Consider the following 26,946-nt stretch of genomic DNA (forward strand, 5'->3'; position numbering starts at 1 on the left):
AGTTTCTCAATTTCCGTCTAAGGAGTTGCATTTAATAATATGACTATTGCTCATTAGCGTATTGTATAGTTTAGTCTAAACTGTCATACTCCCGACAATTCACCATTTAAGATTGTATTACGTTTGTTGCATGAAATCAATAAACGTATGCCTGAATCATTATTAATCTTATTTCTGACTGCCCTCATAAGTTTTATTGGCTCTGTGCAGCCAGGTCCTGTAAGTCTGGCAGTGGTACAAGCGACACTTTCGCGTAGTTTTAAAGTTGGCGTTTGGGTTGCCATTAGTGGAACGCTTCCCGAAATCATTTATACGATAATAGCCCTGAAAAGTCAGTTTTTTTTGACAAAAAATAAACAGTTTTTTGAATTTCTGGAACTGGCGACTATTCCATTTTTTTTGATAATCGGCATTTACAGTTTCTACTATGCTTCAAAATCTAGTATTGAAATAAAGGCAACTAATAAACCAAAAGACATTTTGAATGGATTTATCAGAGGAATGCTCAATCCGCAACTATTGCCTTTCTGGCTGGTGGTTCTGGTCTATCTCAATTCATTTTTTAATTTACAATCTTTTAGTTCACAACTCTCGTTTGTTTCAGGAGCGGCCCTGGGGTCATTTCTTATTCTGCTGATTTTTGCCTGGCTTACCAATCGTTTTCAAATCAGATTGCTCAGTTTATTTAACAGGTATTCTATTGACAAAATCATCGGACTGTTTTTTATCTCAATGTCTTTATATCAAACTCTCCGAATTTTTCGGTGAATTTGTCATTGAGCCGACAATTCGGCTTTTGCTAATGTGCCAATTTTGTAAAAAATTAAATCTCTATCAAAATGAAAAACAGACTTATTTCGGTAATTGCCATATTACTACTCTTTACCGGAAGCATTTTTGCACAAGAAAAAGCTATTTACGAAAAAAATGGGATAGCTATCGGTGGGTATGACCCCGTAGCGTATTTTACTGAAAGTAAACCTGTTGAAGGGAATGAAACTTTCAGTTTTATCTGGAATGATACCAAATGGTTGTTCAGTTCTCAGTCAAATTTAGATACTTTCAAAGCTAATCCAACTAAGTATGCTCCACAATTCGGTGGCTTTTGTGCCTTTGGTGTAAGTGAAAATCATAAATCACCAACCGACCCTAACGCCTGGACAATTGTTGATGATAAACTTTATCTGAATTATAGCAAAAAGGTAAAAGAATTGTGGTCGAAAGATATTCCGACCCGCATCAAAAAAGCTAATGATAACTGGCCAACGCTTAATAAGGCTAATGAATAAACTTAAATAATACTGAAATGAAACTCCGATATTTTTTTATATTCTTATTTTTAGGTTTGTGTGTTGAGGTTTTTGCTCAATCTGCTACGAGAGCAAAACAGTTTAACCTCGAAGACGGTTTGGCAATACAAGGCTATGATCCTGTTGCTTATTTTAGTCAGAATAAAGCAATTGAAGGCAACAAGCAATTCAGCGTAAATGTTGAAGGTATAACCTATCGGTTTGCCAATGTAAGCAACAAAGAGACTTTTCTAAAAGACCCTAAAAAATATGAACCGCAATATGGTGGCTGGTGTGCCTACGCCATGGGTGCTACAGGTGAAAAAGTAGAAATAGACCCGGAAACTTTTAAAGTCTTAAACGGCAAACTCTATCTCTTTTATCATTCATGGGCTAATAATACACTTCCGAAATGGAATAAGGATGAGGCGAATCTGAAACAGAAAGCTGATAAAAGCTGGATGAATATTTTTCATTAATCTATCTGATGAATCAAATGAAAACGCTTAAAATTGTTTCCTGGGTTTTACGAATCATAGCTGCCTTGATTCTTTTACAAACGCTTTATTTTAAATTCACGGCACATCCAGAATCAGTTGAGCTATTTACAAAATTGGGTGCTGAACCCTGGGGGCGAATTGGCACAGGTATTTTAGAGCTAATCACAGGGATATTACTATTGGTACCTGCAACAGCCTTTATTGGTGGATTGCTTGGCATGGGCTTAATGTTGGGTGCAATTGCTTCGCATATATTAGTCATTGGCATTGAATCAAAAGGCGACGGCGGGCAGTTGTTTATGTTGGCCATTATAGTTTTGGGTTGTTCAATAGCTATACAAATGATTCATCGAAAACAGGGGATAGCATTTGCTCAGAAATATCTGCCCACATCTATTAGTCATTTTTTCAGATAAATTAAATGAAACTACCGCTTTCAGTCATTAAGATTTTCAATTACGAATACTGGCCCTGGTGGGTATTTTACCTGCCAATGGCTCCGTATTGGCTTTACCTGGCATTCAAAACCCGCTCATTTACCTATTTTACTTCTGTAAATCCGGGTATTGAAGCCGGGGGTTTTTATGGAGAAAGCAAGATTGATATTCTAAAGAAAATCAATCCGCAATTTTTGCCGGTAACCGTTTTTATTGATAGAAGAAGTGCCTTTGAAAAAGTTATTCAGGTACTATCCACCAACCATTTAATATTCCCTCTCATTGCAAAACCGAATATCGGTGAAAGGGGTACAAACGTTGCCAAAATTGAAACGACTGAACAACTACAAAACTATCATTCAACAACTCAGCAAGATTATATCGTACAAGAATTCATTAGTCATCCGATTGAGTTTGGCGTGCTTTTCAGCCGCCTGCCAAACGAACGAAAGGGAAAGGTTTCTTCGCTGACTATGAAAGAATTTCTCACAGTTACAGGTGACGGGAAATCGACCATCAGAGAGTTAATCGAAAATTCTACCCGTGCCCGATTTCAGTTAGAAGTGTTAGAGTCTAAATTAGGTGAAAGTATTCACGAAAATCTACTCGAAAACGAAAAACTTTTATTAGAGCCTATTGGTAATCATTGTCGGGGAACAAAGTTTGTGAATGCTAATCATCTGATTAACGAAAAACTGGATGAGGTGTTCAGCAAAATAGCGGAAAGCTTTGAAGGCTTTTATTATGGCAGATTCGATATGAAAGTAGCAAGTATCGAAGACTTGTATCAAGGTAAGAACATAAAAATAATGGAATTGAATGGTGTAAGCTCTGACCCCGGACATATTTATGACCCTGACTATCGGCTCTGGCAAGCCTATCGGGATTTGCGCTGGCATTGGAAACGCAGCGCAGAAATAAGTATTCACAACCAGAAGAGAGGATTTCAGCCATTGCCATTCAGCGAAGTGTGGGCAATAATTAAAAAGCATTTTATGTAGATATATCATACAATCAGTATATTAGCATAGAATATTACTCAAGGCCCCTTATGAATCTTGATACAAAATACTGGTATCTACGAGACCATAAACTTTTCAGTGTACTTTCTTCATCAGAATTGAAATCAATATGTATGATAACAAATTTCAAAACTGCTAAGAAAGGAGAAATTATTTTGTTTTCACACGATGAAAATACAAGGGTTTATTTTCTGAAGAAAGGAACATTAAAAATTGTAGAGATAGATGAAAAGGGTAATGAAGTTGTGAAAGATGTTATACAAAAAGGAGATATTTTTGGTGAATTTACTTTGACCGAAACACAGTCTGATGAATACGCTGTCACGGTTTCTGATAACGTAATTTGTTGCAGTTTCAAAATGGAAGACTTTGAACAATTGCTGGAAAAAAATCCTCAATTGAGCCTTTCCTATACAAAATGGATGGGTTTCAGATTTAAAAGGCTTCAAAGTAAATATTCAAACCTCATGTTTAAAGATGTTCGTACTCGTTTTATGAGTTTCTTAGAAGAATGGGCTTCTAAAGAAGGAACACCTTCAGCCGATGAAGTGATTCTTAAAAATTACCTTACTCATCAGGACATCGCCAGCCTGATATGCAGCACTCGCCAGACAGTTACCCAGCTTTTCAACGAATTTAAAGAAAAAGGTATTTTAGATTACTCTCGTACTGAAATCATCTTAAAAAAAATATCCTGAATTTTCCCTAGTTTTTTGTTTAGGTCGTCTAGCCGACAATACAAATTTCAGCAACCCATGATATTTGTATTATAAACACAAAAAACGATGAAGAGATACCTCATAGGCCTCTGTCTTACATGGGCTTTAATTTCCTGTCAGAAAGAAGTAATAAGCAATAATGATATTACTTCAGAACCTGCAACTACATCAGGTACATTTAACCCAACCGGACAAAATCTTCTATTGAAGGGAAATTTTGAAAATGCTGTGCATAGCACTTCTGGAATTGTAAAAATTTATGAAGATAAAGACAAGAAGCGCACATTAGTTCTGGAGAATTTCAAGACCGATGACGGCCCCGATCTACGTATTTACCTTGCTGAAGATAAGTCTGTAACCAACTTTATCCAGATTACCGATAAAGTACAAAACGGTAATATCTCGTTACAAATCCCATCAGATGCTGATTTAGAGAAGCAAAACCATGTATTGGTATGGTGTAGAAAATACTCAGTATTGTTTGGCTTTGCTCAGATAAAATAACCCCACTCTTAAGATAAAATACCATGAAGAAAATCATTTTATTCCTATTATTGAGTCATACCTTATCGGCCCAATATTCATACCCTACAAGGCAGCGCAACTTCGATTTAGCCGTTGCTTTTGGGTCTGCTTTTTCCCCATCCATTTCCTATCAGAACCTGTATGGCCTTGGTAAAGCTAACCGCTTCAAGATTGGTTGGGGTTTGCGATTAAATACTTTTTTCAGCGGGCAAAACAACTATATCACTGCACCCGCAAGCATTACCTCGGGAAGCCAAAGTATTGTTGCCTTATTTACTGAAAATATCGCAGGTAATCTTGATACATTGCAACTAACAAAATCAAAGCTTGTTAGTATAAATAGTACAATTGTGCTGCAATATAGCTTCAAAAAACTTGATATAGGATTCAACATTGATGCTATCGGATTCACATTTGGTGGTAAGCAAACGGGCAAATTCGTGGCTAGTGAATCAAAATCATTGCATGCAACCACACAAACAGCTAAACCGACTCTATTCAACTTATTATTAATCAGTGATAGCGATAGGGGCAGCCTGAATTCAGAATTATATTTCAGATATTGGCTAAACAACCGTTTTGCCGTTCGTGCCGGAGCAAGTTTTCAATTTCTGGAATATACAACCGATAAAACGTTGACCTTTGAAAACGACCGCTTCCGGCATAAGGCATTGTTGCCATTTGTAGCGATTAGTTATACACCTTTTAAAAACAGATTATAAAGATGGATACTAATCGACTTAAGAATATTCCATTGATGTTTTTGCTTTTTGTCTATTTGCCCGCTCAGGCTCAGACATGGAAACCTGTAGCCGCAACAATAACATTTAAAATAAAACATGCATTCGGTGCAACTGCCGATGGCTCGTTTAAAGGTTTTGCAGGTATTCTCGTTTTTGACTCCCAAAATCTCTCAAATGCCAATATAAAAGCTAGTATTGATGCCAAAACAATTGATACGAGCCTGGAAATACGCGATAAAACACTGAGAGGCAGCAATTACTTTGATATTGAAAATTATCCTAAAATTTCGATGACTTCAACCAGAATTGAAAAAGGAATAAAAGAAAATGAATACCTGGGATACTTTAATCTGACGATTAAGAAAACCACGAAAAGTATAAAAATCCCTTTCACGTTTGTTCAAAGCGATTCAAAGGCTCAGTTTAAGAGTACTTTCGAGGTGAACCGATTAGATTATGAAGTCGGCGAGAAGAGTTCTCTTCTGAAAGATATTGCTACCCTTTCAATTACCTTAAATGTTCAACATTAAAATGACACGCCCAGCATCAATAGAAGTAATCAATCAATTGAGAAATTTACTCAATCAGCTAAGTTCAACCGAATATACAGAAAAACTTACGGTGCTCAATAACAGTAGTATCGGGCAGCACGTAAGGCATACGATTGAGTTTTTTCAATGTTTAATTAAAGGCAGCTCAATTGGAATAGTCGACTATGACGGCCGGGAGCGTAATCTGTTAATTGAAACCAATCTGCTTTTTACACGCAATATTTTAGCTGATATTGAGCGTAGTATTGCAACCGAATCAAATCTCTATAGAACATTTAGGATCAGAGTAAATTATGGCGAAAGCGACTTTGAGCTTATCGAGTCAAATTTTATGCGTGAATTAGTATACATGATAGAGCATTCTATCCATCATTTTGCTTTAATCAGGATTGGTGTTCAGGAGAATTTCAGACATATAAAAATTGAGCCAAATTTTGGCATAGCATATTCAACAATTAAACATAAACAAGCGCTTTTAGCTTGTGAAAATTGATTCTGTATCTATTACGATACAGAACAATTCAAGAAATGCAGATTAGTTGAATAATTCTAAATTCTTTATCGTTTATGTGTGTTCTGACCTATATTCCTACTGAAGAAAGAGGGTTTATTCTTACCTCAAATCGAGATGAAGCTGTAGCCCGTGAGGTGGCAACTCCACCCAGAAAATATGCTATCAATGGGCGCCATGTTTTTTTTCCGAAAGACCCTCGTAGTGGTGGCACCTGGATTGCCAGCAATGGAGAAACAACTTTATGCCTTTTGAATGGAGGAATTACTAAGCATACTCCGCAACCTCCTTACAGGCAAAGCAGAGGTAAGGTTATTCTTGATTTCTTTAAGTTCAGCGCCATAAACACCTTTATTGATGGCTATAATTTTGCCGGAATTGAACCTTTTACATTAGTCATTATTGAGAATATCCAAGAGCTGATAATCCATGAATTGAGATGGAATGGGAAAGCCCTTTCCAACAAAAAAATAGATACATCAAAAGCTCATATCTGGTCGTCGGTTACTCTTTATTCACCCGAAATCATTGAGATGAGAGAACAATGGTTTGCCGATTTTTTGCAACAACCATTAAACCCTGAAAAGGTACTTGACTTTCATCAATATGCAGGCGTAGGAGATATTAGAAATGATATCAGAATAAACCGCGACAATGTGCTCAAAACACTTTCTACGACTCAATATGTAATCAATCAGAAACTTTTTACAATCTATTATGAAGATTTGGTGACACACAAAAAGTATAATTACAGAGTAATTGAGTAATATCCTTCCAGATTTGCTGGCTTAAGTATGCACTATATAGTTACGAAGTAAGAGTAGCTTATTTGGATTTAAGCGTAGCTTTAACAAACTTTGTGAATACATTAGAAGAAATTACATTGGTCAATTCTCTGAAATCAGTTCATAAATAATATGATCGAAGTTGTATTAGTAGACGATGAAAAAGATAGTACAGAAACCTTGGATATTCTGTTAAAAACTAATTTCCCTGAGATACGAGTAATAAGAAAATTCAATGAGCCAACCAGCGCTATTGAGTTTCTGCAAAAAAATCACTTCGACTTATTATTCCTGGATATTGAAATGCCAACCATGAATGGTTTTGATTTACTGCAGGAAATTGAGAAAGATGATTTTGAGGTAGTCTTTGTGACAGCTTATGACCATTTTGCAGTAAAAGCTTTTAAATACAGCGCCTTTGATTATCTTTTAAAACCTGTTGAATCAGAAGATCTGAAAGCATGTATAGCTAAATACCAGGAGAAGAAGTATCAAATCAAATCCAGGCTGGAACATCTTCAAAAAATGGTTAGACAAACGGGCGTAGCGATTGAGAAAATAGCTGTACCCACTTATCAGGGTTTTGAGTTTATAGAGATAAAAGATGTTATCCGATGTGAGTCAGATGGCAATTATACACGTATTTTCTTTAACGACCACTCATCTATGATTGTTTCAAGAACACTGAAAGACTTTGATGAACTACTTGAAGATATGAATTTCCTACGTGTACACCAATCGCATCTTGTGAATCTCAAATATCTTAAAAAATATGTCCGTAGTGATGGCGGTTATATAGAAATGCAGGATGGAACGCAAATTACAGTTGCAAGAAGCCGTAAAGACGAAATAATGAATAAACTGAACTTCCTCATATTTACCTGACTCCAACAAGCCTTATAGTATCATAAATAAGGTATTGAATTAAAAGCATACATCTTAAATATAGCTCTCTACCGGATACTCAATGAAAATGACCGATTAATCAGTCAGACATTCTGCTTAATCATTCGTGTCCATTTTTTATCATTCTTTGTTCTATTTTTGAAATACGATCAAATTTGTATTTCAAACCATGAAAAATCTTCTCTATCTTATATTTGCCTTGCTCATCATGGCAAATACATCTCTTGCACAAATCATTAACCCCAAAGAGACTGCTAAACGTAAAGCAAACGACCGCGTTAATAGCAGTATAGATCGCAATATAGATAAGGGCCTGGATAAGGTTGAAGAAGGAATTGGTAGCATATTCAAGAAAAAAGATAAAAAAGCTAAGAAAAACGAAGAGGACGAAGCGGAGGAAGAAACAAAAAATTCAAAATCCAAAAAGAAATCAACTACTCAGAAAGAGGAGGATATAGAAGAAGATAATGCACAACAAACTACTGTAAATACTAACTCTGCAACGCAGACGCCTGTTAAAACATCAATGAAAGCTTACTCAAAATTTGATTTTATATCCGGCGAAAAAGTAATAGCGTTTGAAGATTTTTCACAGGATTCCGTGGGCGACTTCCCAGCCAAATGGAATACCAATGCCAGCGGCGAAATTGTAAATATAGAGGGCAATACATTCAAGTGGCTGCAAATGTCTCCTCAGGGGATATTCTATCCTGAGTTCGTCAATGAGTTGCCTGATAACTTCACATTAGAGTTTGATATGATGATTTCGGAAGAATTTGACAACAATGGTTCAGGATTAAAAGTGATTTTTCCAGATTTTAGTCAGCGTAATGCAGCTTATGACCAGCACTTCAATGGCGAAGCAAGAACTAATTTTGATATTCATCCTTTACCTGCTGGTGATGGAATAACATATGCCTGGGTAATAGACAATAAAAATACTAAAACAGTTGATAATAGCTCTTCACTTAATTGGAAATCGGGCAAGCCTAACCGGATTTCTATCTGGCGACAAAAAAATAGGGTAAGGTTATATATCAATGAGGCAAAAGTATGGGATTTGCCAAGGGCTTTCATAGCAGATATAAAATACTCCATACTATTTGCTACTTACACGACTGGTGGTCTGCTCTACCTCTCAAACCTGCGTGTGGCCGTTGGTGCACCAGATACAAGAAACAAACTACTTACTGAGGGTAAACTTGTTACCAGAGGTATTCTGTTCGATGTTAACTCAGATAAACTCAAACCGGAATCTTATGCAGTACTGAAAGAAATTGGTACAGTACTAAAAGAAAACCCGACAGTAAAAGTAAAAATAATAGGCCATACTGATAGCGATGGTGATGATGCCAAGAATCTTGACCTATCAAAGCGACGGGCTACGGCAGTAAAAAATGCGCTTAATACAGAATTTGGTGTTGACACTAAACAAATGGAAACAGATGGCAAAGGAGAAAGCGAACCGTCAGATCCCAATTCTACGCCACAGGGTAAAGCCAATAACCGCAGAGTAGAGTTTATCAAGCTTTAATTAACTATAGCCATGAAAATAAAGTTTTTGCTTGTTTTATTTTGCCTCGCAAGTGTTCGGGTAATAGCTCAATCGGTGAGTATTGAGCCTGGGCAGAGTATATTCGCCAATTCAACTATTGGTACGCAAATAAATTCTTCCCATACCCGACCCTTAAAAATTTCATCTGAAGAGCATCTGACCCCCATTGATTTTTATAATTATTCACAATTGCATGGGCGAATCCGAACCTCTTATAGCGGTATGCAGATATATGGCAAAAGCGGTATTCTGCTTTTTCCTACTACTGATTCAACCATAGGGCCTAAATTCTATATGTCTTCAAACGGCAAACTTGTATTGGCAGATAACGCTACTACAGGCTTTTATAGGCTAAATGTAATTGAGAATGGCGAAAACGCTGCATTTTTTGGCACTTCAGTTACAGGGGGCAGTGTTGTTGTTAACATCAATGATCGTGCGCGTTTAAGAGCAGGAAGAATCATGAGTAACAATAATATGGAAGATTTTGCCTCTCTTAATTCAACAGGTTTATTATTTGTGAGTTCTGAAAAACAACAGAACTATTCGGCTAATGGCAATTATGCCATGCGTATAGATGAAAGCGGTAGGGTAACAGTAAACCCTATATATATAGGGAATAACGCTTTTCAGGAGGCTAAAGCAAGCCTTGATGTTGGTGGAGCTATTCGTTCGCACAACCTTGATTTTACCGAAACCAACGCTATTGAAAGGCGTCCTGTATTTGCCGATAAAGATGGTGTGCTGGTATTGGGCGGAGCTTCTACCCAGTACGTATCCTATAATTTCAGCCAGGTACAGGTGCAGAACTGGGACGACCAGTTGCGCAGAGGTAGCGGTTACGCTTGGTTTAACACCATTAATACAGGAGGTACAATGTATTTGCCTGTTAACCTTCCGGATGGAGTAAGAGTGACCAATGTGCGTATGTACCTTGTTGATAATTCGGCCTCTGATATTTCTTTTACATTCAGCCGCAATACGCATACTACCAATGCCTTTTCTACAATTGCGTCTGCCACAAGTAGTAGTGCTAATGCCAGTATCAGAAGTATCAATCAGGATACCAGTGAGGTTATCAATAATCTGACTAATACATATTATGTCAATATTTCATCAGTCGGCAACTGGACAGGCAATACTTTGCAGTTTCATAGCCTGCTTATAACTTATCAATATTTATAGAAGCGATGAAAAACCTAATTCTTATTACAACTCTTTCCTGCATTTGTATGACGCTGTCGTCATTGGTAGCAGAACGACCCTCACCAGTTAGTATAAAAGCAGATGATTGCCTGCTTTCTTATCAGGGGAAACTCAACCAGCTTTTGCCACTTGATTTAATCAAGAAATACTATAAAGGCGATTTAGCAACGGCAAAACTAAAATACAGCCCATCGGCCTCAGGAAAATTTGACCGGGATTCTTATCGCTATTCATGGCCGAGCGATAGAAAAATGACAATTGGCGGTGCATCATATCCTGAATCGAACGAAATTGGGTTGATGTGGGTAAAGATCATTGATTTTTATTCTGAGAAAGAAGCCCCCTTAGCCACATTTAAACGATTATATCGAAACCCGACAGATGTTGAAAAAGAAACAGCCTTAAAAAAAGCAGAGACAGAATTAACGAAAAGGGGAGTTTCTGAAAAAGATGCGAAAAATACAGGAAATATAGCTAAAACACTGGCATCAAGAACTAAGTATATAGCTATACCAGCCATTGGAGATGCCGCAGCCTGGGAATACAGTAGCAATTATCTGATTGTGTTATCTGGTAAGGTTACATTCAGGGTAATTGCAAACATAAGCGGAGATGCTGAAGTAAATATAGAATTAGCTAAAAAATTAGCGTTCGAGATATTAGCTAAGTGTAAATAATCATCGAGCCTGTTTAAACTTCTTTCTTTTGCCTGCGAATTGATAATTTTACTCAGATGAGGCAAATTATCTAATTCTCGTCATAAAATAAAAAGTTTAAACAGGCTCATCAAATAAAAGCTTATAAACTTAAAATATGCTATTATGAAAAGGATATTTTTAATAGTATCATTGATAGGGTTAATCTCTGATACCTTTGCACAAATCCTCGAAAAACCCAAAGTCGCTTTTTGCGAATTTGGCAAAGGCTGTGTTTTTTATGACCACCCTTTCAGCTATAAACAACTAGATGTCATGTTTGACTATCTGGGTAATTTTGAAGCAAAAAAAGGGATACTAACCTTTGTTTTGGAGGATAATGCCAAAACAAATCATTACCCCGACAGGAAAAGGAATCCTGACGAACTGCATAAGTTATTTGGTGGTAAAGGCAATCCACTTTTTGTGCCGTGGTCGCTGTCTATCTATCAGAATATTCAACCGGAAGATGGAAAATGGAAGATAGAAAGTGAAAAACCACAAGTGGGTAACTGTCCTAAAGGAATAGATGCCCAATTGGCTAATATTAAAGTAATAGAAAGTGGTAACAAGAAATTTAGTAAACCCTTTTCGCCAGAACCTCTTCTACCCGCCAAAGAAGCAAATTGGTTTCCGGTTGAACCAAATGGGTATAAATGTATCCTGCAATTAACAGAAAGTAATACTTTCACTACCGTATATGACGTAAGAATAACTACCCCCAGGAATATGGAGGGTGTGATGAACTATACCATTAATATACCTAATCTACCCGTTTGCCGTATAAAAGTGAATTTTAAATACACAAAAAACTGATGGTATTCTGCATAAGTTTAGCCAATTTTAAGCATCAAATTTTTGTTTTCTGGCTGCATGAGTAGATATTACCTGAAGATTATCCTGTTTTTATGCACAGTTATTCCTGCACAGGCGAAAAGAGACACCTTGATTATCACAGATGCCTCTGTCTATTCTCCTGTTTATTATCATAGCCAGATTTATACAGGCACTTCTGCCGAATCAATTGAAACAATAAAAAAAAAATCAGGCTGGAAAAATCTTACTCAAGAATATCAGATACCACAGAACCAGACTGTCTGGATAAGATTTTATCTGAAAAATCAATTCAATAGCCCCCAAAAATATTTTATCAGGAATCCGGATAATGAGCAGAGCGATTATTATATTTTTCACAATAGTAAGCAGATAGCCCACCTCCGTAATGGTGAATTTGTATCAACCTGGGGTATGAACCGCAACGATTTGGTAGGTCTAACTACGTTTACTATTGATGCCTTGGAAACCATAGAAGTCTATATCATGGCATCAAACCATGAAGGCTTCATACCTTTTCTAAGACTCTTTTCACAAAAACCAATTAAAACATCTTATGCCCTGTTAAACGAAAAAAGGTATGAGCAGTGGCTTAATGGTTACTATGCTCATAACCTGGAAGAACTACAGGTAAGAACCTTTTATCAGGGAGGTTTAGGAATAATTCTGATTATTGCCTTTCTGATTTTTTACCGCAATAGGCAGGAAAAAATCTATCTGTATTATCTGCTCTATGTATTGGCTGCTTTTGCTTTTACCTTATTTAAGAGCCGGAGTTTTACCTATGTCGGGCAGTTATTAGGTTTATTGCCTATAATTAAGTTTTATGCAGCCGAAACCATTATGTGGCTGGGCTTTGCAGTTTACCTGCTTTTTATAACAGAACTATTAGATATTCGGAAAACTCACCCTCATTTATTTAAATTTTTATGTCTGGTGGCTAAGGTTTTTGTTGTATACAGCCTACTGATTTTTGTATGGCTCCTACTGACAAACGATTCTGGCCTGCAAATCTGGATTTTTAATAATAGTCGTATTCCAATTTTTTTATTGTATACAGGTATCCTGGTGTATATAGCAAGAAATGTACGTTCTTCAATGTTAAAATATCTAATGATTGGTAATGGACTTTTAATTGTTTTCGGCTTAATTGCCTGGCTTAAAGGCGGTGTATTCAATCAACAGCATTGGTATGGCGTATTCAATCACCTGTTTACACTTGCTTTAGGTATCTTGCTCGAAATCATTGTGTTTGCATTGGCCATAGCCAAAAAAATTGAAGAGGAACGAAATATAAAAAACCAACTGGAACAAAAAACCATGCAGGTAGAAATGATGGCCTTGCGTAGCCAGATGAATCCTCACTTTTTATTCAATAGCCTGAATTCTATCAGATACATGGTCATGGTGAATGACAACGAAAATGCAAGTGACTATCTGTCGAAATTTTCGAAGCTATTACGTATGATATTGAATCACTCTGAAAAGAATGTCATTCGCTTGTCAGAAGAACTGATAGCCTTACGACTGTATCTGGATATAGAAAAAAGGCGTTTCGGAGATAATTTCAGCTATGCCTTTATGATAGATGAACAGATAGAAGCTGAAGCTTTACAGATACCCCCCATGCTGTTGCAACCATTTGTAGAAAATGCTATCTGGCATGGATTGATGCCAAGTCCAAAACCGGATAAGCGGATAGAAGTGTTTATTAAGAAAATCAATGAAACGATGGTAGAGTTTCTGATAAAAGATAATGGAATAGGACGACTAAAAGCAAGTGCACTGAAAGAGAAATCAATGAAGCACCATAAGTCTAAAGGTACAGATATAACCAATCAGAGAGTTGAATTATTTAACCGTAACTATGCTAATAAAATTAATATTCGGATAGATGATTTATATGATGGGGATTTGCCAGTTGGCACTATTGTAAAAATCCTGTATCATTTATAGTCTTCATTTTTCTACTAATTTTAGCAGTCAGATAAACATTCCACCTTCTTTCTTCTTAACTTTATTTCGGAAATAGATGCACAGGATTAATATTTAGCAATTATTCAGAAATATTACATAATGAAGCCCCTTGAGCAATTAGAAGAGTTTAAATCATCGCCTGAACTGTTAGAGAAACTTTATCAGTATAGCATAAAAAGAGAGTATCATGCGGGCGATATCATCTTAAACGAAAATGCAAACATTCGTTCAATCCCTATCGTTACCCGCGGAACACTAAAGGTTATCAGAACTGAGGAAGATGGCCGAGAAATTTTACTGTATTATATTAAGCCGGGCGAGAGTTGTATCATGTCTTTTTTAGGTGGGCTACATAACGAAAAAAGTAAGTTGAAAGCAGAAGTTGAAAATGACGCAGAGATCCTTTTCTTACCTATAGAAAAAGTAGCCTTTTTTATCAAGGAGTATCCTCAATGGTTAGACTACATTTTCAGACTATATCATAAGCGTTTCGAAGAGTTGCTGGAAATCATTAACTCAATCGCATTCAAAAAAGTAGATGAGCGCTTGTTATCATTACTACACAAAAAACAAGAAATCAGCCGAAGTAATGTATTACATATAACTCATGAACAACTTGCAAACGAGTTAGGAACCGCCAGAGTTGTGGTTTCAAGACTATTAAAACAATTAGAGGATATGGGAACTGTTCAACTGGGAAGAAATAAAATTATTCTTGTGTAACTAAAGTAACTGTGTGAGTTTTTGAACTGATGCAATTTTGCAGTATCATTTTCAAAAACCAATGGACATAGCAGGGTATTCGGCATCAATTTTTATTGGAATCTCTTTAGGCCTCATAGGCGGTGGCGGTAGTATTCTCACAGTTCCCATACTGGTATATCTGTTTAGAGTAGATGCCGCTTTGGCAACTACTTATTCACTTTTTATAGTAGGTACAACAAGTGCAATAGGGTCATTTTCTTATTTCAATCAAAGACTAGTCAATAGTAAAACTGCTATCGTCTTTGGTATTCCATCAATTCTCACTATTTTTTTTACAAGAGTTTTTATTCTTCCGCTCATTCCTCAGAAACTTTTTAGTATTGGAAGTGTCACTATTACTAAAAATATTGTTCTCATGTTGTTTTTTGCTGTATTGATGATTTTTACATCATATAGCATGATAAAAAAAGACAATCATCCACATAAAGATAGTTTCCACAAGCCACAATTAAAGTACTCACAATTACTTCTGCAGGGCTTTTTTACCGGAATCGTCACGGGGCTAATCGGCGCAGGTGGTGGGTTTCTGATTATTCCTGCGTTAACAAATCTACTGAAGCTGCCTATGAAAATGGCAGTAGGCACATCACTGGTTATTATATCGGCAAATTCATTATTCGGTTTTTTATTTTCAATACCAAATACTACCATACAATGGGGCTTTTTATTAAGCGTAGTTCTCACTGCTGTATTAGGTGTAATAACAGGCAACTTTCTCTCAGCAAAAATTGACAGCAAAAACCTCAGACCTGCGTTTGGCTGGTTTGTGTCTGCAACAGGTGTTTATATCATCCTTAAAGAGGTTTTTAAGTAAAAACAGAAGAGAATAATCATCAAATACGACTAGGATAATGCCTTTAATACTTAGCCCGCCACAAATTCAGATGGTTAGAAAACATATTAACTGAAAGGTTGAAAAGAAAAATGAAGCAGAAAGAAAAAATTTCATCTTGTGTAACAAAAGTAGCTGTACGAAAAAAATAAACAATAGAAATTCGCATAAGTAAAAGAACACAAACATTAAAAATAGAATACTATGTTTTTTCAACATGTTTATGACAAGAGTTTAGCACAAGGCAGCTATTTTATTGGCTGTCAGGCTACGGGAGAGGCTATAGTAATTGATGCTCAGAGAGACATAGACGTGTATCTCGATATTGCCAGACAAAACAACCTTCGTATTACACACATTACAGAAACGCATATTCACGCTGATTTCCTTTGTGGTTCAAGAGAACTGGCCTCTGTTACAGGAGCAATGATGTATCTTTCAGACGAAGGTGGTAGCGACTGGCAATACGAGTTTGCACATCAGGGGCTGAAAGATGGCGATACTATTGAAGTAGGAAATCTGACCTTAACGGTAATGCATACCCCAGGTCATACGCCCGAAAGCATCAGTTTTTTGCTGACAGACCACCCAGCCACAGATAAGCCTGTAATGGTTTTTACTGGTGACTTCGTCTTTGTAGGTGATATTGGCCGTCCTGACTTATTAGAAAAAGCTGCAGGTCTTATCGGTACCAAAGAAGTGGGTGCAAAACAGATGTTTCAGTCATTAAAAAAGTTTGCTAACCTTCCGGAATATGTTCAGGTATGGTCGGCGCATGGAGCAGGTTCGGCTTGTGGAAAAGCTTTGGGAGCAGTGCATAGCTCTACAGTGGGCTATGAAAAAATCCGTAACTGGGCATTTCAGTATGGAAACGACGAACCGGGCTTTACTGATTATCTACTGGCAGATCAGCCAGAGCCGCCTAAATATTTTGCCATGATGAAGCACTTGAATAAAGTGAATCGGCCACTGTTAATAGAGGTTCCGAAACATCCTCAATTATCCAGAGAACAGTTTCTTTCTGCCTATACAAAAGGTATTAAAATAATTGATGCCCGCTATAAAACAGATTTTGCCAAAGGATTTATTCCCGGTAGTATCAATATACAAGGAAATGACTCATTTTCAACCTGGTGTGGTTGGTTGTTAAATTATCAGGAACAGTTCATGCTTGTGGCTGATAGTAGCCAGATTGAAGACCTGACACGGAAGCTAATGCGTATAGGCCTGGATAACATATATGGTTATATAACTGACGTGAACAGCCTGGGTTTGGAGCTTTCTACTGCCGATATAATCTCCTTAGATGAATTGAAAGGCATAATTGGTAACAATGACGTGCAAATAATCGATGTGAGAGGTGCCACTGAATATGAATCAGGGCATATAGAAGGAGCAACCAATGTTTTTGTTGGTACTCTAACAGATAATCTGGATAAAATCAGTAAAAATAAACAAGTAATTATTCATTGTCAGGCAGGCGACAGGTCAGCAATTGCGTATTCATTACTTATGCAAAAAGGATTTCAAAACATAAGAAACTTTTCAGGCGGAATGAAAGAATGGATGGCAGATAAAGGTAAAATTATAACTGATACATTACTATCAAACATAAATATTTAAAATAAAAAATTATGGGATTCTTTTCAGACTTATTCGGGAAAAAAGATAATGGCAATTTAATAGAAGCCATAAAAGAGGGAGCTTTTCTGGTAGATGTACGCTCTCCGGGTGAGTTTTCATCAGGTACAGTAAAAGGTGCAATCAATATTCCACTGGATAAAGTTTCCAGTCAGTTATCAAAATTTAAAGACAAGAAAAATATTGTTGTCTTTTGCCAGAGTGGTAACCGGAGTGGTATGGCAAAAAATATTCTGGAGCAGAGTGGTTTTCAGAATGTTATCAATGGCGGAACCTGGTATAGTGTGAATCAACTGGTAAACTCGTAAAGCAGTATTTCTTAGTATGTAGTGCGGCAGATCTGTAAATACATGCCCATTTCTGCCTGCACTACTTTTCAACTTCAATACCTCAAACGGGTATTCAGAAAGAACAATTATTAATAAATCTATTAATCAAAAAAACAATATGAAAAAAAATATGGGGTCCACCGATAGGGTCATTCGCCTTCTGGTAGGTGTTATAATAGCGGTTTTATATTTCACACATATTATTTCGGGCACATTAGCCATCATTTTGGGCGCGTTGGCAATTGTATTTCTATTAACTTCATTTATTAGTTTTTGCCCCTTGTATTTGCCTTTTGGAATCAATACATTTAAGAAGAAAACCAAATGAGAAAATATCTGCAAAACTGGAATCTGGTAAGAATTCTGAGACTTGTATTCGCCATTGTCGTTATTGTACAGGGCTTTCAGGTGCACGAATGGCTACTTGTAATATTAGGTGGGATTTTCTCATTAATGCCTTTGATGAACATAGGTTGTGGGAGTACCTCAGGATGTAGTACCTCATTCAACTTCAACCAGAAAAAAAACAGAAGATACAATTGATGAAGAAATTTGCTAAAGAAAACTTACTGACGATTATAGGTGCATGCATTGGTGCAATGGCTGGGTTTCTCTATTGGAAGTTTATTGGGTGCAGCACAGGCAGTTGTCCTATTACTTCAAAGCCATTAAATAGTATAGCATATGGCGCAGTTATGGGCAGCCTGTTATTTTCTGTTTTTCAGAGCAATAACGAAGAAAGAGCATGACATTTATTTTCGTTTGCATGCTCTTTTTGGATTTTTCTTGGTTTAATCCGTAATTATCAGGCTATCAGTTCAGCAACCTGGCTAAAGTCATATTCTTTTACAATGTAATCAGCCACTCTGTCTATTTCTTCACAGGTAGCACAAAAAGAAATGCCAACACCCGCTTTTTCAATCACACATACATCGTTCGCGCCATCTCCTATCATAATTGTGTCAGAAGGATTAATCCCGTAGTGTTTACAGATGTATGTTAAGGCGTGGTTTTTACAATACTCGTGTGAGCAGGTCTTATTTTTTTCAGGAAAGAAATAAGAAGGGATTTTTACTTCCCCTGTCGCAATCCCATGAGAGAACTCAAGTTCATTAGCCAGCGTAAAATCCAGGCCTAATTTGTTTTTCAGGTTTTTGGTAATGCAATCATAACTATCAGAGACAATACCAATGATAAACCCTTTTGCTTTCAGACTGTCTACTAACTGATGGATATTTGGTGTAAGAGGAATACTGTCTGCTACTTTTAATAACTCATCTAATGATTTCCCTTTCAGTAAGGTAGCTATCTGCTTGGTACGCGTAACAGGGTTTTTCTGGTGCTTCACAATTTCATTTAGCTCTGGTGCAAAATCAAATTCCCTGGCAGCAGTATGGATAAAACTCTTTCGGGTAATGGTATTATCCATATCAAAAATGGCAATCTTTTTAAGGTTTTTCAGATTCTCATGGATTGCTATGTCCATTTGCTCATTAATCACCTGAATGTCTTCATACGTTTTTAAATCATGTGCACCCTTAAATCTTGATTTTGACAAGATAACCGAAGCCACCTGTCTCGACATCTTGCCTAGTTGCAGAATACTTTGCATACGATTTTCGATATGCCCGATATTTACTTCAACAATCCGGGCTTTCTGGTGATACATATCAATCAGTAAGCCAATGTCTACTCCATATCCTTCTTCAAAATCGACTTTGAGAAACAGGCTCCTTTTACCAGCAATCATGCCACTCAATGGCTGGCGGAAAGTCGGAAACTTAGGATACAAGATAGAAAGTAGCGGTTTTGCTACCAGTTCAGTAACTCTCCCGGCCTGTCGGGTAAAATAAGATTTTACAAAGTCAGCTTTATTAGATAAAAGTGGCTTGCAGAGCAATTCGACTATATCGGCAGGATAGGTAGTAATATCTGCATCCAGAAAGGCTATGATTTCGTTTTTTGCATATAATACGCCATCTCTCATGGAGGTGCCTTTGCCCTGTTTATTGCTGGTAATCACTCTGGCGCCATGCTTTTTGGCAATGTTTACTGTATTATCTTTTGATTTATCATCTACGACCAATATTTCTGTCACCTGCGGATGAGTTTTAACTATATCTATGACACACCCGATGGTCTTTTCTTCGTTGAGTGCCGGAATTACGACTGTTATCATCTTCTTTCTATTAAGTTTTAGTGGTTATTCATTACTGTTTTTCTTCCTGTCTCACAGCAGATTTGATGCATAAGACAGGTTTATTGGCATGGTTAAGAATTTTTTGTGCATGAGTTCCTAATGAAAAGTCTTTCCACTCATCATCAATCATCGGATTAATCACAAGTAATTCTGCGTCATTTGAATCTGCATATTCTAGTACAAAATCGGCAATATCATCGCAAAACTCATTTCTATGAATCAACTCCACGCCTTGATTCCTTAAATTAATGGCCAGTTTGCTTATTTGATTGGTCAGAGAGTCGAAAGAAGTAAATTCAGTAAAGGAGGCCACGCCTAAAAATTCTACTTTTGTACTGGTGGTTGTAAAAAAATGAGAAATGATTTTGAATTTAGTTTCAATCTCAGCCATCCTTCTGAAAGGTAATAAGATATTACGGAATGTAAACTTTTTGTAATCTGCCGGTACAGCCAACACCGGACAAGAAACATTTCTCATAACTGTATAAGTATTACTCCCCATAAAAAAAGCTCTGGAACCTGACAAACCATGCGACCCCATAACAATCAGATTGGTATTTAGTTGCTCTGCCAGTTCTTCAATACACTCGGCAGCATGAATATAGCTGATGGCTGTATGAGTAATAGTTCTGATTTTGTACTGTCTTTCCAGAGCATTAGCTAACCTTTTCAGCCCTTTTTTATTCTTTTTTTCTAATTCCAACCAAGCTTCATGGCTTCTGGAAACACTACTAAACTTAGGAACTACTACATGTAGCAAGTGCAGGGTAGCATCTTCTCTCTTAGCGAAACTGGTAGCTACCATTAAGGCATTATTTGCTGTCTCTGAAAAATCAGTAGGAAAAAGTATGTTTTCAATCTTCTTATTCATAGGATTATAAGTCAACATGAGCAAGCTCGACTTGATTATAATGGGTCTGAGGTACTTGGGCTTATTTAAAAGAACCAGAACCATTTTCTAATCTTAAATTCAACACTTCCAATAAATTCATCTACTGTATAGACATTAGCAGTATAGACGCCTGACTGAAGTTTCCCCTCTGCCAGAAATTCAAATGCTATCTCTTGTGGGTTTTTATAGAAATCCACAAGTTTTGTTTTGTGCACTTCAGTCAGCAAGTCTTTTTTATCCTTACCTTTCACTATTGTATTCTTTATCCATCCCGCAATAGGATTGTTTTCTTCATCCCGAATACTTAGGTGTACAGACTTGATTTCAGCATTATGGGTTTTAAAAATTTCAGGAATAAAAAAGGAAATTCTTATTTTTTGGGCTTTTTTAAGCATGCCTTTTAATTGTATAATCTTTACACAGAATTTATTAGTGGTCATCGTTATTTCGTTGTCTTTAACAGCAGTTTGCCGGAATTATACTTCTATTTATTGACCAGAAGCAGTATAGGTACTGATATCTGGATGGTTTAAATATTTTTATAGTCATCTACTCTCAAAAATATTTTGTTTTTTAGTAGAGGATATGCAAATTTCCTTGTTATCTATTAGAGCCAGCTAAACGCGATATTAGATTTAGCTTAGAATTTCTGACTATTTTTTTAAGGTGTATGAAAATACTAGTAGTAGAGGATGAACTCAAAACCATACAGGCTATCAAGCAAGGCTTAGAAGAAAACCATTACGAAGTAGATATTGCTTATGACGGGCTGATTGCCAGACAATTAGCACTCCGTAATAACTATGCCTGTATTATAACTGATGTAATTATGCCGGGTATCAACGGCCAGCAACTTACGCAGGAATTGCGGGAGGCAGGCATAAAAACTCCTGTATTAATGCTCTCAGCGTTAGGAGAAACTCCTGATAAAATTGCCGGATTTGACGCAGGCGCCGACCAGTATCTGGTTAAACCTTTTCAGTTTGTTGAATTGCTGGCAAGAGTCCGGTCACTAACCAAACGAGCTTCTGAGGTTTTAATCAGCCATCATGTAATCAAATTTGCCGATCTGGAAGTAAATCTTGGTTCAAAGACTGTCAAACGAAGTGGTAAGAGAATAGACCTGACCGCTCTGGAGTTCAGATTGCTTGAATATCTGTTAAAAAATCAGGGTTGGGTATTATCAAAAGTCCAAATTGCCGAAAATGTCTGGGACGTAAATTTTGATACCCGCACCAACTATGTAGAAGTCTATATCAATTACCTGCGTAAAAAAATTGACAAGGATTTTCCTAAGAAATTGATTCATACCGTTATCGGCATGGGATACGTATTAAGAGAAGATTAGCCTATGTCTCTAAGAAAACAACAAACTATTCGATTTGTGGCCGTAGTAACAGGGATTCTTTTTACTGCCCTGATTTCTATTTACTATTTCATCGCCTATTTTCTGGATGAGAATTTTAACCGGCGTTTGAGTAACAGAAGTGAAACGGTCATTAACTGGCTTTCGCAAACCATAGAGAACCAGGAGAATATGCGCCTGCTGGAAAGATTGCTGAAATCTCGCAAAGACCAGATGCCCTCCGAAGAAATTCTGATATATAATCTGAAGAATGAACTGGTATTTATATTCAACAATAATGTTTTTGAGACGATTGATAGCACAAGATTAGAGGAAATAAAAATCCAGCAGAAGTCAGAATTTATGGTAGATGACTTCAATGCTGTGGGGATGCTTTATCAAACTTCTACTCAATCTTATGTCATTATTGCGCTGGCACGTGATGAATACGCCATGATATTTCTTAGACAAATGCGGTGGATGATGTTGGCTCTCATTCTTATTTCTTTGTTTGTCGTATCAATCATCGGGTGGATATACGCAAAAAAAACGATAGAACCCATCGAAAATATCAGCGAAGAATTAAGTCAGATTTTTCCAAAGAATACAAATCTAAGATTGAGGAAATTTGATGGAGATAATGAAATCTCTCAGTTAAGCGAAACTATTAATCAGTTATTGGATAGAGTTGAGGAAGGAATTCATTTACAACAAATGTTTATTGCGAATGTTTCACACGAGCTTCAGAATCCACTCACGAGTATTTCCTCTCAACTTGAAGTCAGTTTGTTAAATGAACGTACATCCGATAATTATAAACATACCATTCAATCAGTATTAGAAGATACTACCGATTTAATCGAATTAGTCCAGAATCTGCTCAATCTCTCCCGCTCAGACAGCGATATTACGCATTTACTGGTTGAAAAAGTAAGAATAGATGATATTATCTGGGAAGTGCATGATATGGTGGCCAATCATAATGCCCATTATAAAGTCCATATCCATTTCACGGCTTTACCAGAAGACCCCGAGCATCTTTGTATTGTAGGAAGCCACTCTCTTTTAAAAATAGCCTTATTTAATCTTGTCGAAAATGCCTGTAAATTTTCTTATGACAATCAGGCTTATATCAGCCTTTCAGCCAGTGCTAAACAGAAAAAAATCTATATAAAAGATAATGGTATTGGTTTAAGTAAAGAAGAAATAGAAAAAATATTCCAGCCTTTTTACAGGGCTGAAAAAACAACTGATGTGAAAGGCTACGGCATAGGACTTTCATTGGTAGATAGGATAGTCAAAATACACAAAGGCAAAATTGAAGTGACATCTCAAGTAAATAAAGGAACAGTTTTTAAGATCACTATCGATACCTAACTGGTTTGGTCAGCATATTTCCAATAGAAGATGCTCGTTACATAGCCTGCTACACTGGTTAAAAATACAATCAGATAACTGAAAATATTGAGTTGTAAACGATAAATTCCGCTAGCTCCGCTAAATATGCCAGGAACAGCCCACGGAAAATAAGTGCCATATCCGGTTGCTGCAATAATCTGGGCAAATACCAATGCCAGCGCTACAAAACCCAACGGAGCCAGATACCCTTTACCCCAGATAGCAAAGAAAGCAATAGGAGTACCAAGCAGAATTGTTAAAAGTGTAGTAATTAAATAATCAAGTATATAAGCAGACAAATTTGAAGCTTGAAAAGGGGCAATTTGAAGGATAGTACCAATAAGATAGGCTATCAAAACATTGGCTATCGCCAAAGCAAGACACCACAGTAGGTATACGAAAAATTTGGCATTTATAATTTGCGTTCGTGAAGTTGGCAAAGCCAGTAAATCTTTAGCTGTTCCTTCACTATACTCTCTGCCAAAAATCCAGCTTGCAACAAAACCAAATACCATTATACCACCCACACCAACCGCCTGAGTCAGGATCATAAAATATGAATCCCAACTGGCAGCAAAATTCATGGCTTGTGCTTTCGCGTTAAATGAACCAGCTTTTTCTAAAGCCTTTGGGTCGCGCATCATCAGCATAAAGATTCCTCCCATAATAGGTGCTAATCCAAAGGCAATGAAGCTTACCCACAAAATGTTGACATTTTTGCTTTTTATAAGTTCTGTTCGTATTGCCTGTATTTGTCCTTTCATGACTTAGGGTCTGATCGTTCTCAAAAAAAACATCTCAAGGTCTTCGGTTTGTAAATAGAGTTGAGTGGGTGGAATCTCTTTTTCAACCAATAAAGTTGCTAGATATTCAGGATTAGTAATGGCACATTCATTAATAACTTCGAGTTCATTATTAGCATTCAGTATAACTTCATATCGAGCCTCAATGAGATATTGTAGTGCCTTTTTGTTATTGTGCGTATTGACTAATACTTTCTTTACTAATCTTTTATTTAACTCTCCGATAGAAAGTTCATCAATAAGTTTCCCCTGATGAATAATGCCTATTCGATCGGCTACCTTTGTTATTTCACTGAGTATATGGCTCGAAAGAAGAATAGTAGAGCCTTCATTAGCCAGTGTAATTAACAGTTCTCTTACCTCAGCAATGCCTTCGGGGTCTAAGCCATTAATGGGTTCATCTAATATCAATAGCTTGGGTCTGTGTATCAGTGCCTTTGCCAGACCTAACCTTTGTTTATTGCCTAAAGATAAATGTTGCGCTTTTGTATGTATAAAATGCCCTAGTTTTAATTGCTCTATAATGTTATTGATTAATTTTCTGTCTCTTAGCTGTCTGTATTGATAATAGACTTCAAGGTTTTCCAAGACTGATAAATTCGGATAGGCATAGGGTGTTTCTACCAGATACCCGATATTGTTCCACAAATTAAAATCACGTGTCAGTTTTCGGCCAAATAAAGAAATTTCTCCATTGCTTGGCTGAATCATACCTAGCAGCATTCGGATGAGGGTTGTTTTACCCGCCCCATTTAACCCCAGAAAGCCATATACTTCTCCTTCATTTACATGAATAGAGATATGATCAATAGCAGCAGTATTGCCAAAGTATTTACTGATATCTCTTGTACTGATTATTTCCATAGAAGTAATTCTGTAGTACTTAAAATACTGAAGAAATGATTTTAGCTTTGAGTTATCTTTGCTGCCACTTTACCAATAGTTAAACCCTGCACCAGGATACTAAATACCACACAGGCATAGGTAGCAATAATAAGAATTTGCTTGGCTTCGCTATCTGGTAATGATAGCACCAGCGCAATAGACAAGCCACCTCTTAATCCGCCCCATATGATAAGTCTTGCTTCTTTCGGCTTAAAACGAGTAAGGTCAGACAGCAGTAAATTCGGAAGCCATACTACTATTATCCTTGATAAAAGTACAATAATAATAGAAGCAAATCCCACAATAAAATAGGTAGACTTGAAATCTATCACAATGACTACAAATGCAATACTAATAAACAGAATAGCATTGAGGATGACATCAATTAACTCCCAGAATTTATGCACATATTCCAGGGTTGTATCGCTCATGGCTTTGTTTTGGTTGTAGTTACCGATAAAAAGCCCCATAATAACCATTGCCAAAGCTCCTGACAAATGGAAATATGAACAAAGACTATACCCGGCCATCACAAAGGCAATGGTCATCAGTACTTCTGTTTCATAATTATCAATTGATTTAAGTAACCAGTATAACAAATAGCCCAGAATTAAACCGAAGAATATTCCTCCAACAGCTTCCTGAATAAAGAGTACGGCAAAATGTCCAAAATCAATGTGGGAATTACCTAGTTTCAGGGTCTCTAGTAATGCTATAAAAATAACTACCCCCACGCCGTCATTAAACAAAGATTCCCCAACAATAGTGGATTCAATCCGTTTAGAGACATTTGCTTTGGTAAGGATTCCTAATACGGCAATAGGATCGGTTGGCGAAATTAAAGCGCCGAAAACCAGACAATGAATAAAACTAACCGGAAGTTGTAACCAGTCGCATAAAAGAGATAAAATAGATGCAATAATGATTGTCGAGGCAATCACCCCACCCACCGCAAATATCCCTATAGGTTTCCATTGTTTCTTTATTTCATTCCAGGGGGTATGCAATGAACCTGCAAATAGGAGAAATCCCAGCATTACATCCAGAATAACATAGCTAAGGTCTGTCTGGGCAATGATGTTTTTGACAAGCAGGTAATGCTGAAAATCCCAGATTTTGCTACTGACGATAATCAGAGAAAAAATAGTAGATAAGAAAAACAAGCCAATCACAAATGGCATTTTAATAAACCGATGATTCACATAGGCAAAAGCCGCTGAGAGCGTAATGAGGATAATTAATAGAAAGTAGCTGTTCATGTCGTTAATATAAGGCCTTCTTAGTTAAAATTTCAGGATAATTATCCGCTAATAAAAGGTACAATTGGCCCTAAAACGCTTAGAAAAGGTAAATACTATTCTATTCCCTTGTCCTATGCCAAAAGCACATCTTGTATAATTTTCTTTCCAAAGCTATGGATATGAATAAATACCCAATGGATGCTATAACTACATCAAAAACAATACTTTATAAAGTTTTAATTGAACTACCTGCATAGCTTGAAATAAGAACCACTAATATAAACGGAAAAATAATTTACCACAAAAGATTATTGACCTTTGGATATCCCATTACAAATAAGGGCCTAAAAAATCAAGAGC

At 36.8% G+C, this 26,946-nt stretch carries 32 protein-coding genes; 26 read left to right on the plus strand and 6 right to left on the minus strand.

The genetic code is table 11. The annotated features are described in order from the left end of the window. Positions 1–147 precede the first annotated feature (147 nt). The 24 genes from ACYVFA_RS04715 to ACYVFA_RS04830 all read left to right on the plus strand — a co-directional run bounded on the left by ACYVFA_RS04715 (position 148) and on the right by ACYVFA_RS04830 (position 18,571). A complete protein-coding gene (locus tag ACYVFA_RS04715; protein WP_460470650.1) occupies positions 148–768 on the plus strand; it encodes a LysE family translocator in 621 nt (206 codons plus the stop codon). A gap of 71 nt (positions 769–839) precedes the next feature. After that, a complete protein-coding gene (locus ACYVFA_RS04720; protein ID WP_460470651.1) occupies positions 840–1,289 on the plus strand; it encodes a YHS domain-containing (seleno)protein in 450 nt (149 codons plus the stop codon). Between the two features lie 17 nt (positions 1,290–1,306). Then, entirely contained in the window at positions 1,307–1,768 is a 462-nt protein-coding gene (locus ACYVFA_RS04725) for a YHS domain-containing (seleno)protein (protein WP_460470652.1), read from the plus strand. A 17-nt stretch (positions 1,769–1,785) separates the two neighbouring features. Next, complete coding sequence (locus ACYVFA_RS04730; RefSeq protein ID WP_460470653.1) at positions 1,786–2,205, plus strand: DoxX family protein; 420 nt, start codon at positions 1,786–1,788, stop codon at positions 2,203–2,205. Positions 2,206–2,210: 5 nt separating this feature from the next. After that, the gene (locus tag ACYVFA_RS04735; protein ID WP_460470654.1) at positions 2,211–3,227 is read left to right on the plus strand and encodes an ATP-grasp domain-containing protein; all 1,017 of its coding nucleotides are present in this window, start codon (positions 2,211–2,213) and stop codon (positions 3,225–3,227) included. A gap of 134 nt (positions 3,228–3,361) precedes the next feature. Further along, positions 3,362–3,946 carry a Crp/Fnr family transcriptional regulator gene (locus ACYVFA_RS04740; RefSeq protein WP_460470655.1) on the plus strand — a complete coding sequence of 195 codons (585 nt, stop codon included), beginning with the start codon at positions 3,362–3,364 and terminating at the stop codon, positions 3,944–3,946. Positions 3,947–4,033: 87 nt separating this feature from the next. Beyond that, positions 4,034–4,471 carry a DM13 domain-containing protein gene (locus ACYVFA_RS04745; protein WP_460470656.1) on the plus strand — a complete coding sequence of 146 codons (438 nt, stop codon included), beginning with the start codon at positions 4,034–4,036 and terminating at the stop codon, positions 4,469–4,471. Between the two features lie 23 nt (positions 4,472–4,494). Further along, a complete protein-coding gene (locus ACYVFA_RS04750) occupies positions 4,495–5,214 on the plus strand; it encodes a hypothetical protein (RefSeq protein ID WP_460470657.1) in 720 nt (239 codons plus the stop codon). A 2-nt stretch (positions 5,215–5,216) separates the two neighbouring features. Further along, the gene (locus tag ACYVFA_RS04755; RefSeq protein ID WP_460470658.1) at positions 5,217–5,765 is read left to right on the plus strand and encodes a YceI family protein; all 549 of its coding nucleotides are present in this window, start codon (positions 5,217–5,219) and stop codon (positions 5,763–5,765) included. 1 nt (position 5,766) lies between these two features. Continuing rightward, on the plus strand, positions 5,767–6,279 hold the full coding sequence (locus ACYVFA_RS04760; protein WP_460470659.1) for a hypothetical protein: 513 nt from the start codon (positions 5,767–5,769) through the stop codon (positions 6,277–6,279). Between the two features lie 74 nt (positions 6,280–6,353). After that, positions 6,354–7,064, plus strand: coding sequence for an NRDE family protein (locus ACYVFA_RS04765; protein ID WP_460470660.1), 711 nt, complete (start codon positions 6,354–6,356; stop codon positions 7,062–7,064). Positions 7,065–7,214: 150 nt separating this feature from the next. Further along, a complete protein-coding gene (locus ACYVFA_RS04770; protein WP_460470661.1) occupies positions 7,215–7,967 on the plus strand; it encodes a LytR/AlgR family response regulator transcription factor in 753 nt (250 codons plus the stop codon). A gap of 190 nt (positions 7,968–8,157) precedes the next feature. After that, positions 8,158–9,522, plus strand: a complete 1,365-nt coding sequence (locus ACYVFA_RS04775) for an OmpA family protein (protein WP_460470662.1) — start codon at positions 8,158–8,160, stop codon at positions 9,520–9,522. A 12-nt stretch (positions 9,523–9,534) separates the two neighbouring features. Beyond that, positions 9,535–10,728: a hypothetical protein gene (locus tag ACYVFA_RS04780; RefSeq protein WP_460470663.1), complete on the plus strand. Its 1,194-nt coding sequence runs from the start codon at positions 9,535–9,537 to the stop codon at positions 10,726–10,728. A gap of 5 nt (positions 10,729–10,733) precedes the next feature. Next, positions 10,734–11,426: a hypothetical protein gene (locus ACYVFA_RS04785; protein ID WP_460470664.1), complete on the plus strand. Its 693-nt coding sequence runs from the start codon at positions 10,734–10,736 to the stop codon at positions 11,424–11,426. A 144-nt stretch (positions 11,427–11,570) separates the two neighbouring features. After that, positions 11,571–12,260 (plus strand): hypothetical protein, encoded by a 690-nt coding sequence (locus tag ACYVFA_RS04790; RefSeq protein WP_460470665.1) that lies wholly within the window; start codon positions 11,571–11,573, stop codon positions 12,258–12,260. A 57-nt stretch (positions 12,261–12,317) separates the two neighbouring features. Then, on the plus strand, positions 12,318–14,234 hold the full coding sequence (locus tag ACYVFA_RS04795; RefSeq protein WP_460470666.1) for a sensor histidine kinase: 1,917 nt from the start codon (positions 12,318–12,320) through the stop codon (positions 14,232–14,234). 120 nt (positions 14,235–14,354) lie between these two features. Further along, complete coding sequence (locus tag ACYVFA_RS04800; protein ID WP_460470667.1) at positions 14,355–14,978, plus strand: Crp/Fnr family transcriptional regulator; 624 nt, start codon at positions 14,355–14,357, stop codon at positions 14,976–14,978. 61 nt (positions 14,979–15,039) lie between these two features. Continuing rightward, positions 15,040–15,834, plus strand: coding sequence for a sulfite exporter TauE/SafE family protein (locus tag ACYVFA_RS04805; protein WP_460470668.1), 795 nt, complete (start codon positions 15,040–15,042; stop codon positions 15,832–15,834). 222 nt (positions 15,835–16,056) lie between these two features. Continuing rightward, positions 16,057–17,475: an MBL fold metallo-hydrolase gene (locus ACYVFA_RS04810; RefSeq protein ID WP_460470669.1), complete on the plus strand. Its 1,419-nt coding sequence runs from the start codon at positions 16,057–16,059 to the stop codon at positions 17,473–17,475. An 11-nt stretch (positions 17,476–17,486) separates the two neighbouring features. Next, positions 17,487–17,801 (plus strand): rhodanese-like domain-containing protein, encoded by a 315-nt coding sequence (locus ACYVFA_RS04815; RefSeq protein ID WP_460470670.1) that lies wholly within the window; start codon positions 17,487–17,489, stop codon positions 17,799–17,801. Positions 17,802–17,952: 151 nt separating this feature from the next. Then, positions 17,953–18,150, plus strand: coding sequence for a YgaP family membrane protein (locus ACYVFA_RS04820; protein ID WP_460470767.1), 198 nt, complete (start codon positions 17,953–17,955; stop codon positions 18,148–18,150). Then, positions 18,147–18,365, plus strand: a complete 219-nt coding sequence (locus ACYVFA_RS04825; RefSeq protein WP_460470671.1) for a hypothetical protein — start codon at positions 18,147–18,149, stop codon at positions 18,363–18,365. The genes ACYVFA_RS04820 and ACYVFA_RS04825 overlap by 4 nt, the downstream gene beginning before the upstream one ends. Then, a complete protein-coding gene (locus tag ACYVFA_RS04830; protein WP_460470672.1) occupies positions 18,365–18,571 on the plus strand; it encodes a DUF6132 family protein in 207 nt (68 codons plus the stop codon). Before ACYVFA_RS04825 ends, ACYVFA_RS04830 begins: the two co-directional genes overlap by 1 nt. Before the next feature lie 56 nt (positions 18,572–18,627). Here ACYVFA_RS04830 and ACYVFA_RS04835 read toward each other — a convergent pair whose 3' ends face one another. From ACYVFA_RS04835 to ACYVFA_RS04845, 3 genes are all read right to left on the minus strand, one after another. After that, positions 18,628–20,001, minus strand: a complete 1,374-nt coding sequence (locus ACYVFA_RS04835) for an HAD-IB family phosphatase (RefSeq protein ID WP_460470673.1) — start codon at positions 19,999–20,001, stop codon at positions 18,628–18,630. A gap of 31 nt (positions 20,002–20,032) precedes the next feature. Beyond that, positions 20,033–20,893, minus strand: a complete 861-nt coding sequence (locus tag ACYVFA_RS04840) for a universal stress protein (RefSeq protein WP_460470674.1) — start codon at positions 20,891–20,893, stop codon at positions 20,033–20,035. A gap of 65 nt (positions 20,894–20,958) precedes the next feature. Next, positions 20,959–21,309, minus strand: coding sequence for a hypothetical protein (locus ACYVFA_RS04845; protein WP_460470675.1), 351 nt, complete (start codon positions 21,307–21,309; stop codon positions 20,959–20,961). A gap of 275 nt (positions 21,310–21,584) precedes the next feature. Between ACYVFA_RS04845 and ACYVFA_RS04850 the strand changes: the two genes are divergently transcribed. Both ACYVFA_RS04850 and ACYVFA_RS04855 read left to right on the plus strand, forming a co-directional pair. Next, a complete protein-coding gene (locus ACYVFA_RS04850) occupies positions 21,585–22,262 on the plus strand; it encodes a response regulator transcription factor (protein ID WP_460470676.1) in 678 nt (225 codons plus the stop codon). A 3-nt stretch (positions 22,263–22,265) separates the two neighbouring features. Further along, complete coding sequence (locus ACYVFA_RS04855) at positions 22,266–23,636, plus strand: sensor histidine kinase (RefSeq protein WP_460470677.1); 1,371 nt, start codon at positions 22,266–22,268, stop codon at positions 23,634–23,636. Here ACYVFA_RS04855 and ACYVFA_RS04860 read toward each other — a convergent pair. The 3 genes from ACYVFA_RS04860 to ACYVFA_RS04870 are packed head-to-tail and all read right to left on the minus strand — an operon-like array spanning position 23,633 to position 26,604. Then, the gene (locus ACYVFA_RS04860; RefSeq protein WP_460470678.1) at positions 23,633–24,421 is read right to left on the minus strand and encodes an ABC-2 transporter permease; all 789 of its coding nucleotides are present in this window, start codon (positions 24,419–24,421) and stop codon (positions 23,633–23,635) included. The genes ACYVFA_RS04855 and ACYVFA_RS04860 overlap by 4 nt on opposite strands. A 3-nt stretch (positions 24,422–24,424) precedes the next feature. After that, positions 24,425–25,324 carry an ABC transporter ATP-binding protein gene (locus ACYVFA_RS04865; protein WP_460470679.1) on the minus strand — a complete coding sequence of 300 codons (900 nt, stop codon included), beginning with the start codon at positions 25,322–25,324 and terminating at the stop codon, positions 24,425–24,427. Between the two features lie 41 nt (positions 25,325–25,365). Next, entirely contained in the window at positions 25,366–26,604 is a 1,239-nt protein-coding gene (locus ACYVFA_RS04870; RefSeq protein WP_460470680.1) for a cation:proton antiporter, read from the minus strand. Between the last annotated feature and the right edge of the window lie 342 nt (positions 26,605–26,946).

The sequence above is a fragment of the Emticicia fontis genome, assembly GCF_054779675.1.

Coding starts and splice junctions, on each gene's coding strand:
- ACYVFA_RS04715 (WP_460470650.1), top strand. CDS start 148: ATGCCTGAATCATTATTAATCTTATTTCTGACTGCCCTCATAAGTTTT.
- ACYVFA_RS04720 (WP_460470651.1), top strand. CDS start 840: ATGAAAAACAGACTTATTTCGGTAATTGCCATATTACTACTCTTTACC.
- ACYVFA_RS04725 (WP_460470652.1), top strand. CDS start 1,307: ATGAAACTCCGATATTTTTTTATATTCTTATTTTTAGGTTTGTGTGTT.
- ACYVFA_RS04730 (WP_460470653.1), top strand. CDS start 1,786: ATGAAAACGCTTAAAATTGTTTCCTGGGTTTTACGAATCATAGCTGCC.
- ACYVFA_RS04735 (WP_460470654.1), top strand. CDS start 2,211: ATGAAACTACCGCTTTCAGTCATTAAGATTTTCAATTACGAATACTGG.
- ACYVFA_RS04740 (WP_460470655.1), top strand. CDS start 3,362: ATGATAACAAATTTCAAAACTGCTAAGAAAGGAGAAATTATTTTGTTT.
- ACYVFA_RS04745 (WP_460470656.1), top strand. CDS start 4,034: ATGAAGAGATACCTCATAGGCCTCTGTCTTACATGGGCTTTAATTTCC.
- ACYVFA_RS04750 (WP_460470657.1), top strand. CDS start 4,495: ATGAAGAAAATCATTTTATTCCTATTATTGAGTCATACCTTATCGGCC.
- ACYVFA_RS04755 (WP_460470658.1), top strand. CDS start 5,217: ATGGATACTAATCGACTTAAGAATATTCCATTGATGTTTTTGCTTTTT.
- ACYVFA_RS04760 (WP_460470659.1), top strand. CDS start 5,767: ATGACACGCCCAGCATCAATAGAAGTAATCAATCAATTGAGAAATTTA.
- ACYVFA_RS04765 (WP_460470660.1), top strand. CDS start 6,354: ATGTGTGTTCTGACCTATATTCCTACTGAAGAAAGAGGGTTTATTCTT.
- ACYVFA_RS04770 (WP_460470661.1), top strand. CDS start 7,215: ATGATCGAAGTTGTATTAGTAGACGATGAAAAAGATAGTACAGAAACC.
- ACYVFA_RS04775 (WP_460470662.1), top strand. CDS start 8,158: ATGAAAAATCTTCTCTATCTTATATTTGCCTTGCTCATCATGGCAAAT.
- ACYVFA_RS04780 (WP_460470663.1), top strand. CDS start 9,535: ATGAAAATAAAGTTTTTGCTTGTTTTATTTTGCCTCGCAAGTGTTCGG.
- ACYVFA_RS04785 (WP_460470664.1), top strand. CDS start 10,734: ATGAAAAACCTAATTCTTATTACAACTCTTTCCTGCATTTGTATGACG.
- ACYVFA_RS04790 (WP_460470665.1), top strand. CDS start 11,571: ATGAAAAGGATATTTTTAATAGTATCATTGATAGGGTTAATCTCTGAT.
- ACYVFA_RS04795 (WP_460470666.1), top strand. CDS start 12,318: ATGAGTAGATATTACCTGAAGATTATCCTGTTTTTATGCACAGTTATT.
- ACYVFA_RS04800 (WP_460470667.1), top strand. CDS start 14,355: ATGAAGCCCCTTGAGCAATTAGAAGAGTTTAAATCATCGCCTGAACTG.
- ACYVFA_RS04805 (WP_460470668.1), top strand. CDS start 15,040: ATGGACATAGCAGGGTATTCGGCATCAATTTTTATTGGAATCTCTTTA.
- ACYVFA_RS04810 (WP_460470669.1), top strand. CDS start 16,057: ATGTTTTTTCAACATGTTTATGACAAGAGTTTAGCACAAGGCAGCTAT.
- ACYVFA_RS04815 (WP_460470670.1), top strand. CDS start 17,487: ATGGGATTCTTTTCAGACTTATTCGGGAAAAAAGATAATGGCAATTTA.
- ACYVFA_RS04820 (WP_460470767.1), top strand. CDS start 17,953: ATGGGGTCCACCGATAGGGTCATTCGCCTTCTGGTAGGTGTTATAATA.
- ACYVFA_RS04825 (WP_460470671.1), top strand. CDS start 18,147: ATGAGAAAATATCTGCAAAACTGGAATCTGGTAAGAATTCTGAGACTT.
- ACYVFA_RS04830 (WP_460470672.1), top strand. CDS start 18,365: ATGAAGAAATTTGCTAAAGAAAACTTACTGACGATTATAGGTGCATGC.
- ACYVFA_RS04835 (WP_460470673.1), bottom strand. CDS start 20,001: ATGATAACAGTCGTAATTCCGGCACTCAACGAAGAAAAGACCATCGGG.
- ACYVFA_RS04840 (WP_460470674.1), bottom strand. CDS start 20,893: ATGAATAAGAAGATTGAAAACATACTTTTTCCTACTGATTTTTCAGAG.
- ACYVFA_RS04845 (WP_460470675.1), bottom strand. CDS start 21,309: ATGCTTAAAAAAGCCCAAAAAATAAGAATTTCCTTTTTTATTCCTGAA.
- ACYVFA_RS04850 (WP_460470676.1), top strand. CDS start 21,585: ATGAAAATACTAGTAGTAGAGGATGAACTCAAAACCATACAGGCTATC.
- ACYVFA_RS04855 (WP_460470677.1), top strand. CDS start 22,266: ATGTCTCTAAGAAAACAACAAACTATTCGATTTGTGGCCGTAGTAACA.
- ACYVFA_RS04860 (WP_460470678.1), bottom strand. CDS start 24,421: ATGAAAGGACAAATACAGGCAATACGAACAGAACTTATAAAAAGCAAA.
- ACYVFA_RS04865 (WP_460470679.1), bottom strand. CDS start 25,324: ATGGAAATAATCAGTACAAGAGATATCAGTAAATACTTTGGCAATACT.
- ACYVFA_RS04870 (WP_460470680.1), bottom strand. CDS start 26,604: ATGAACAGCTACTTTCTATTAATTATCCTCATTACGCTCTCAGCGGCT.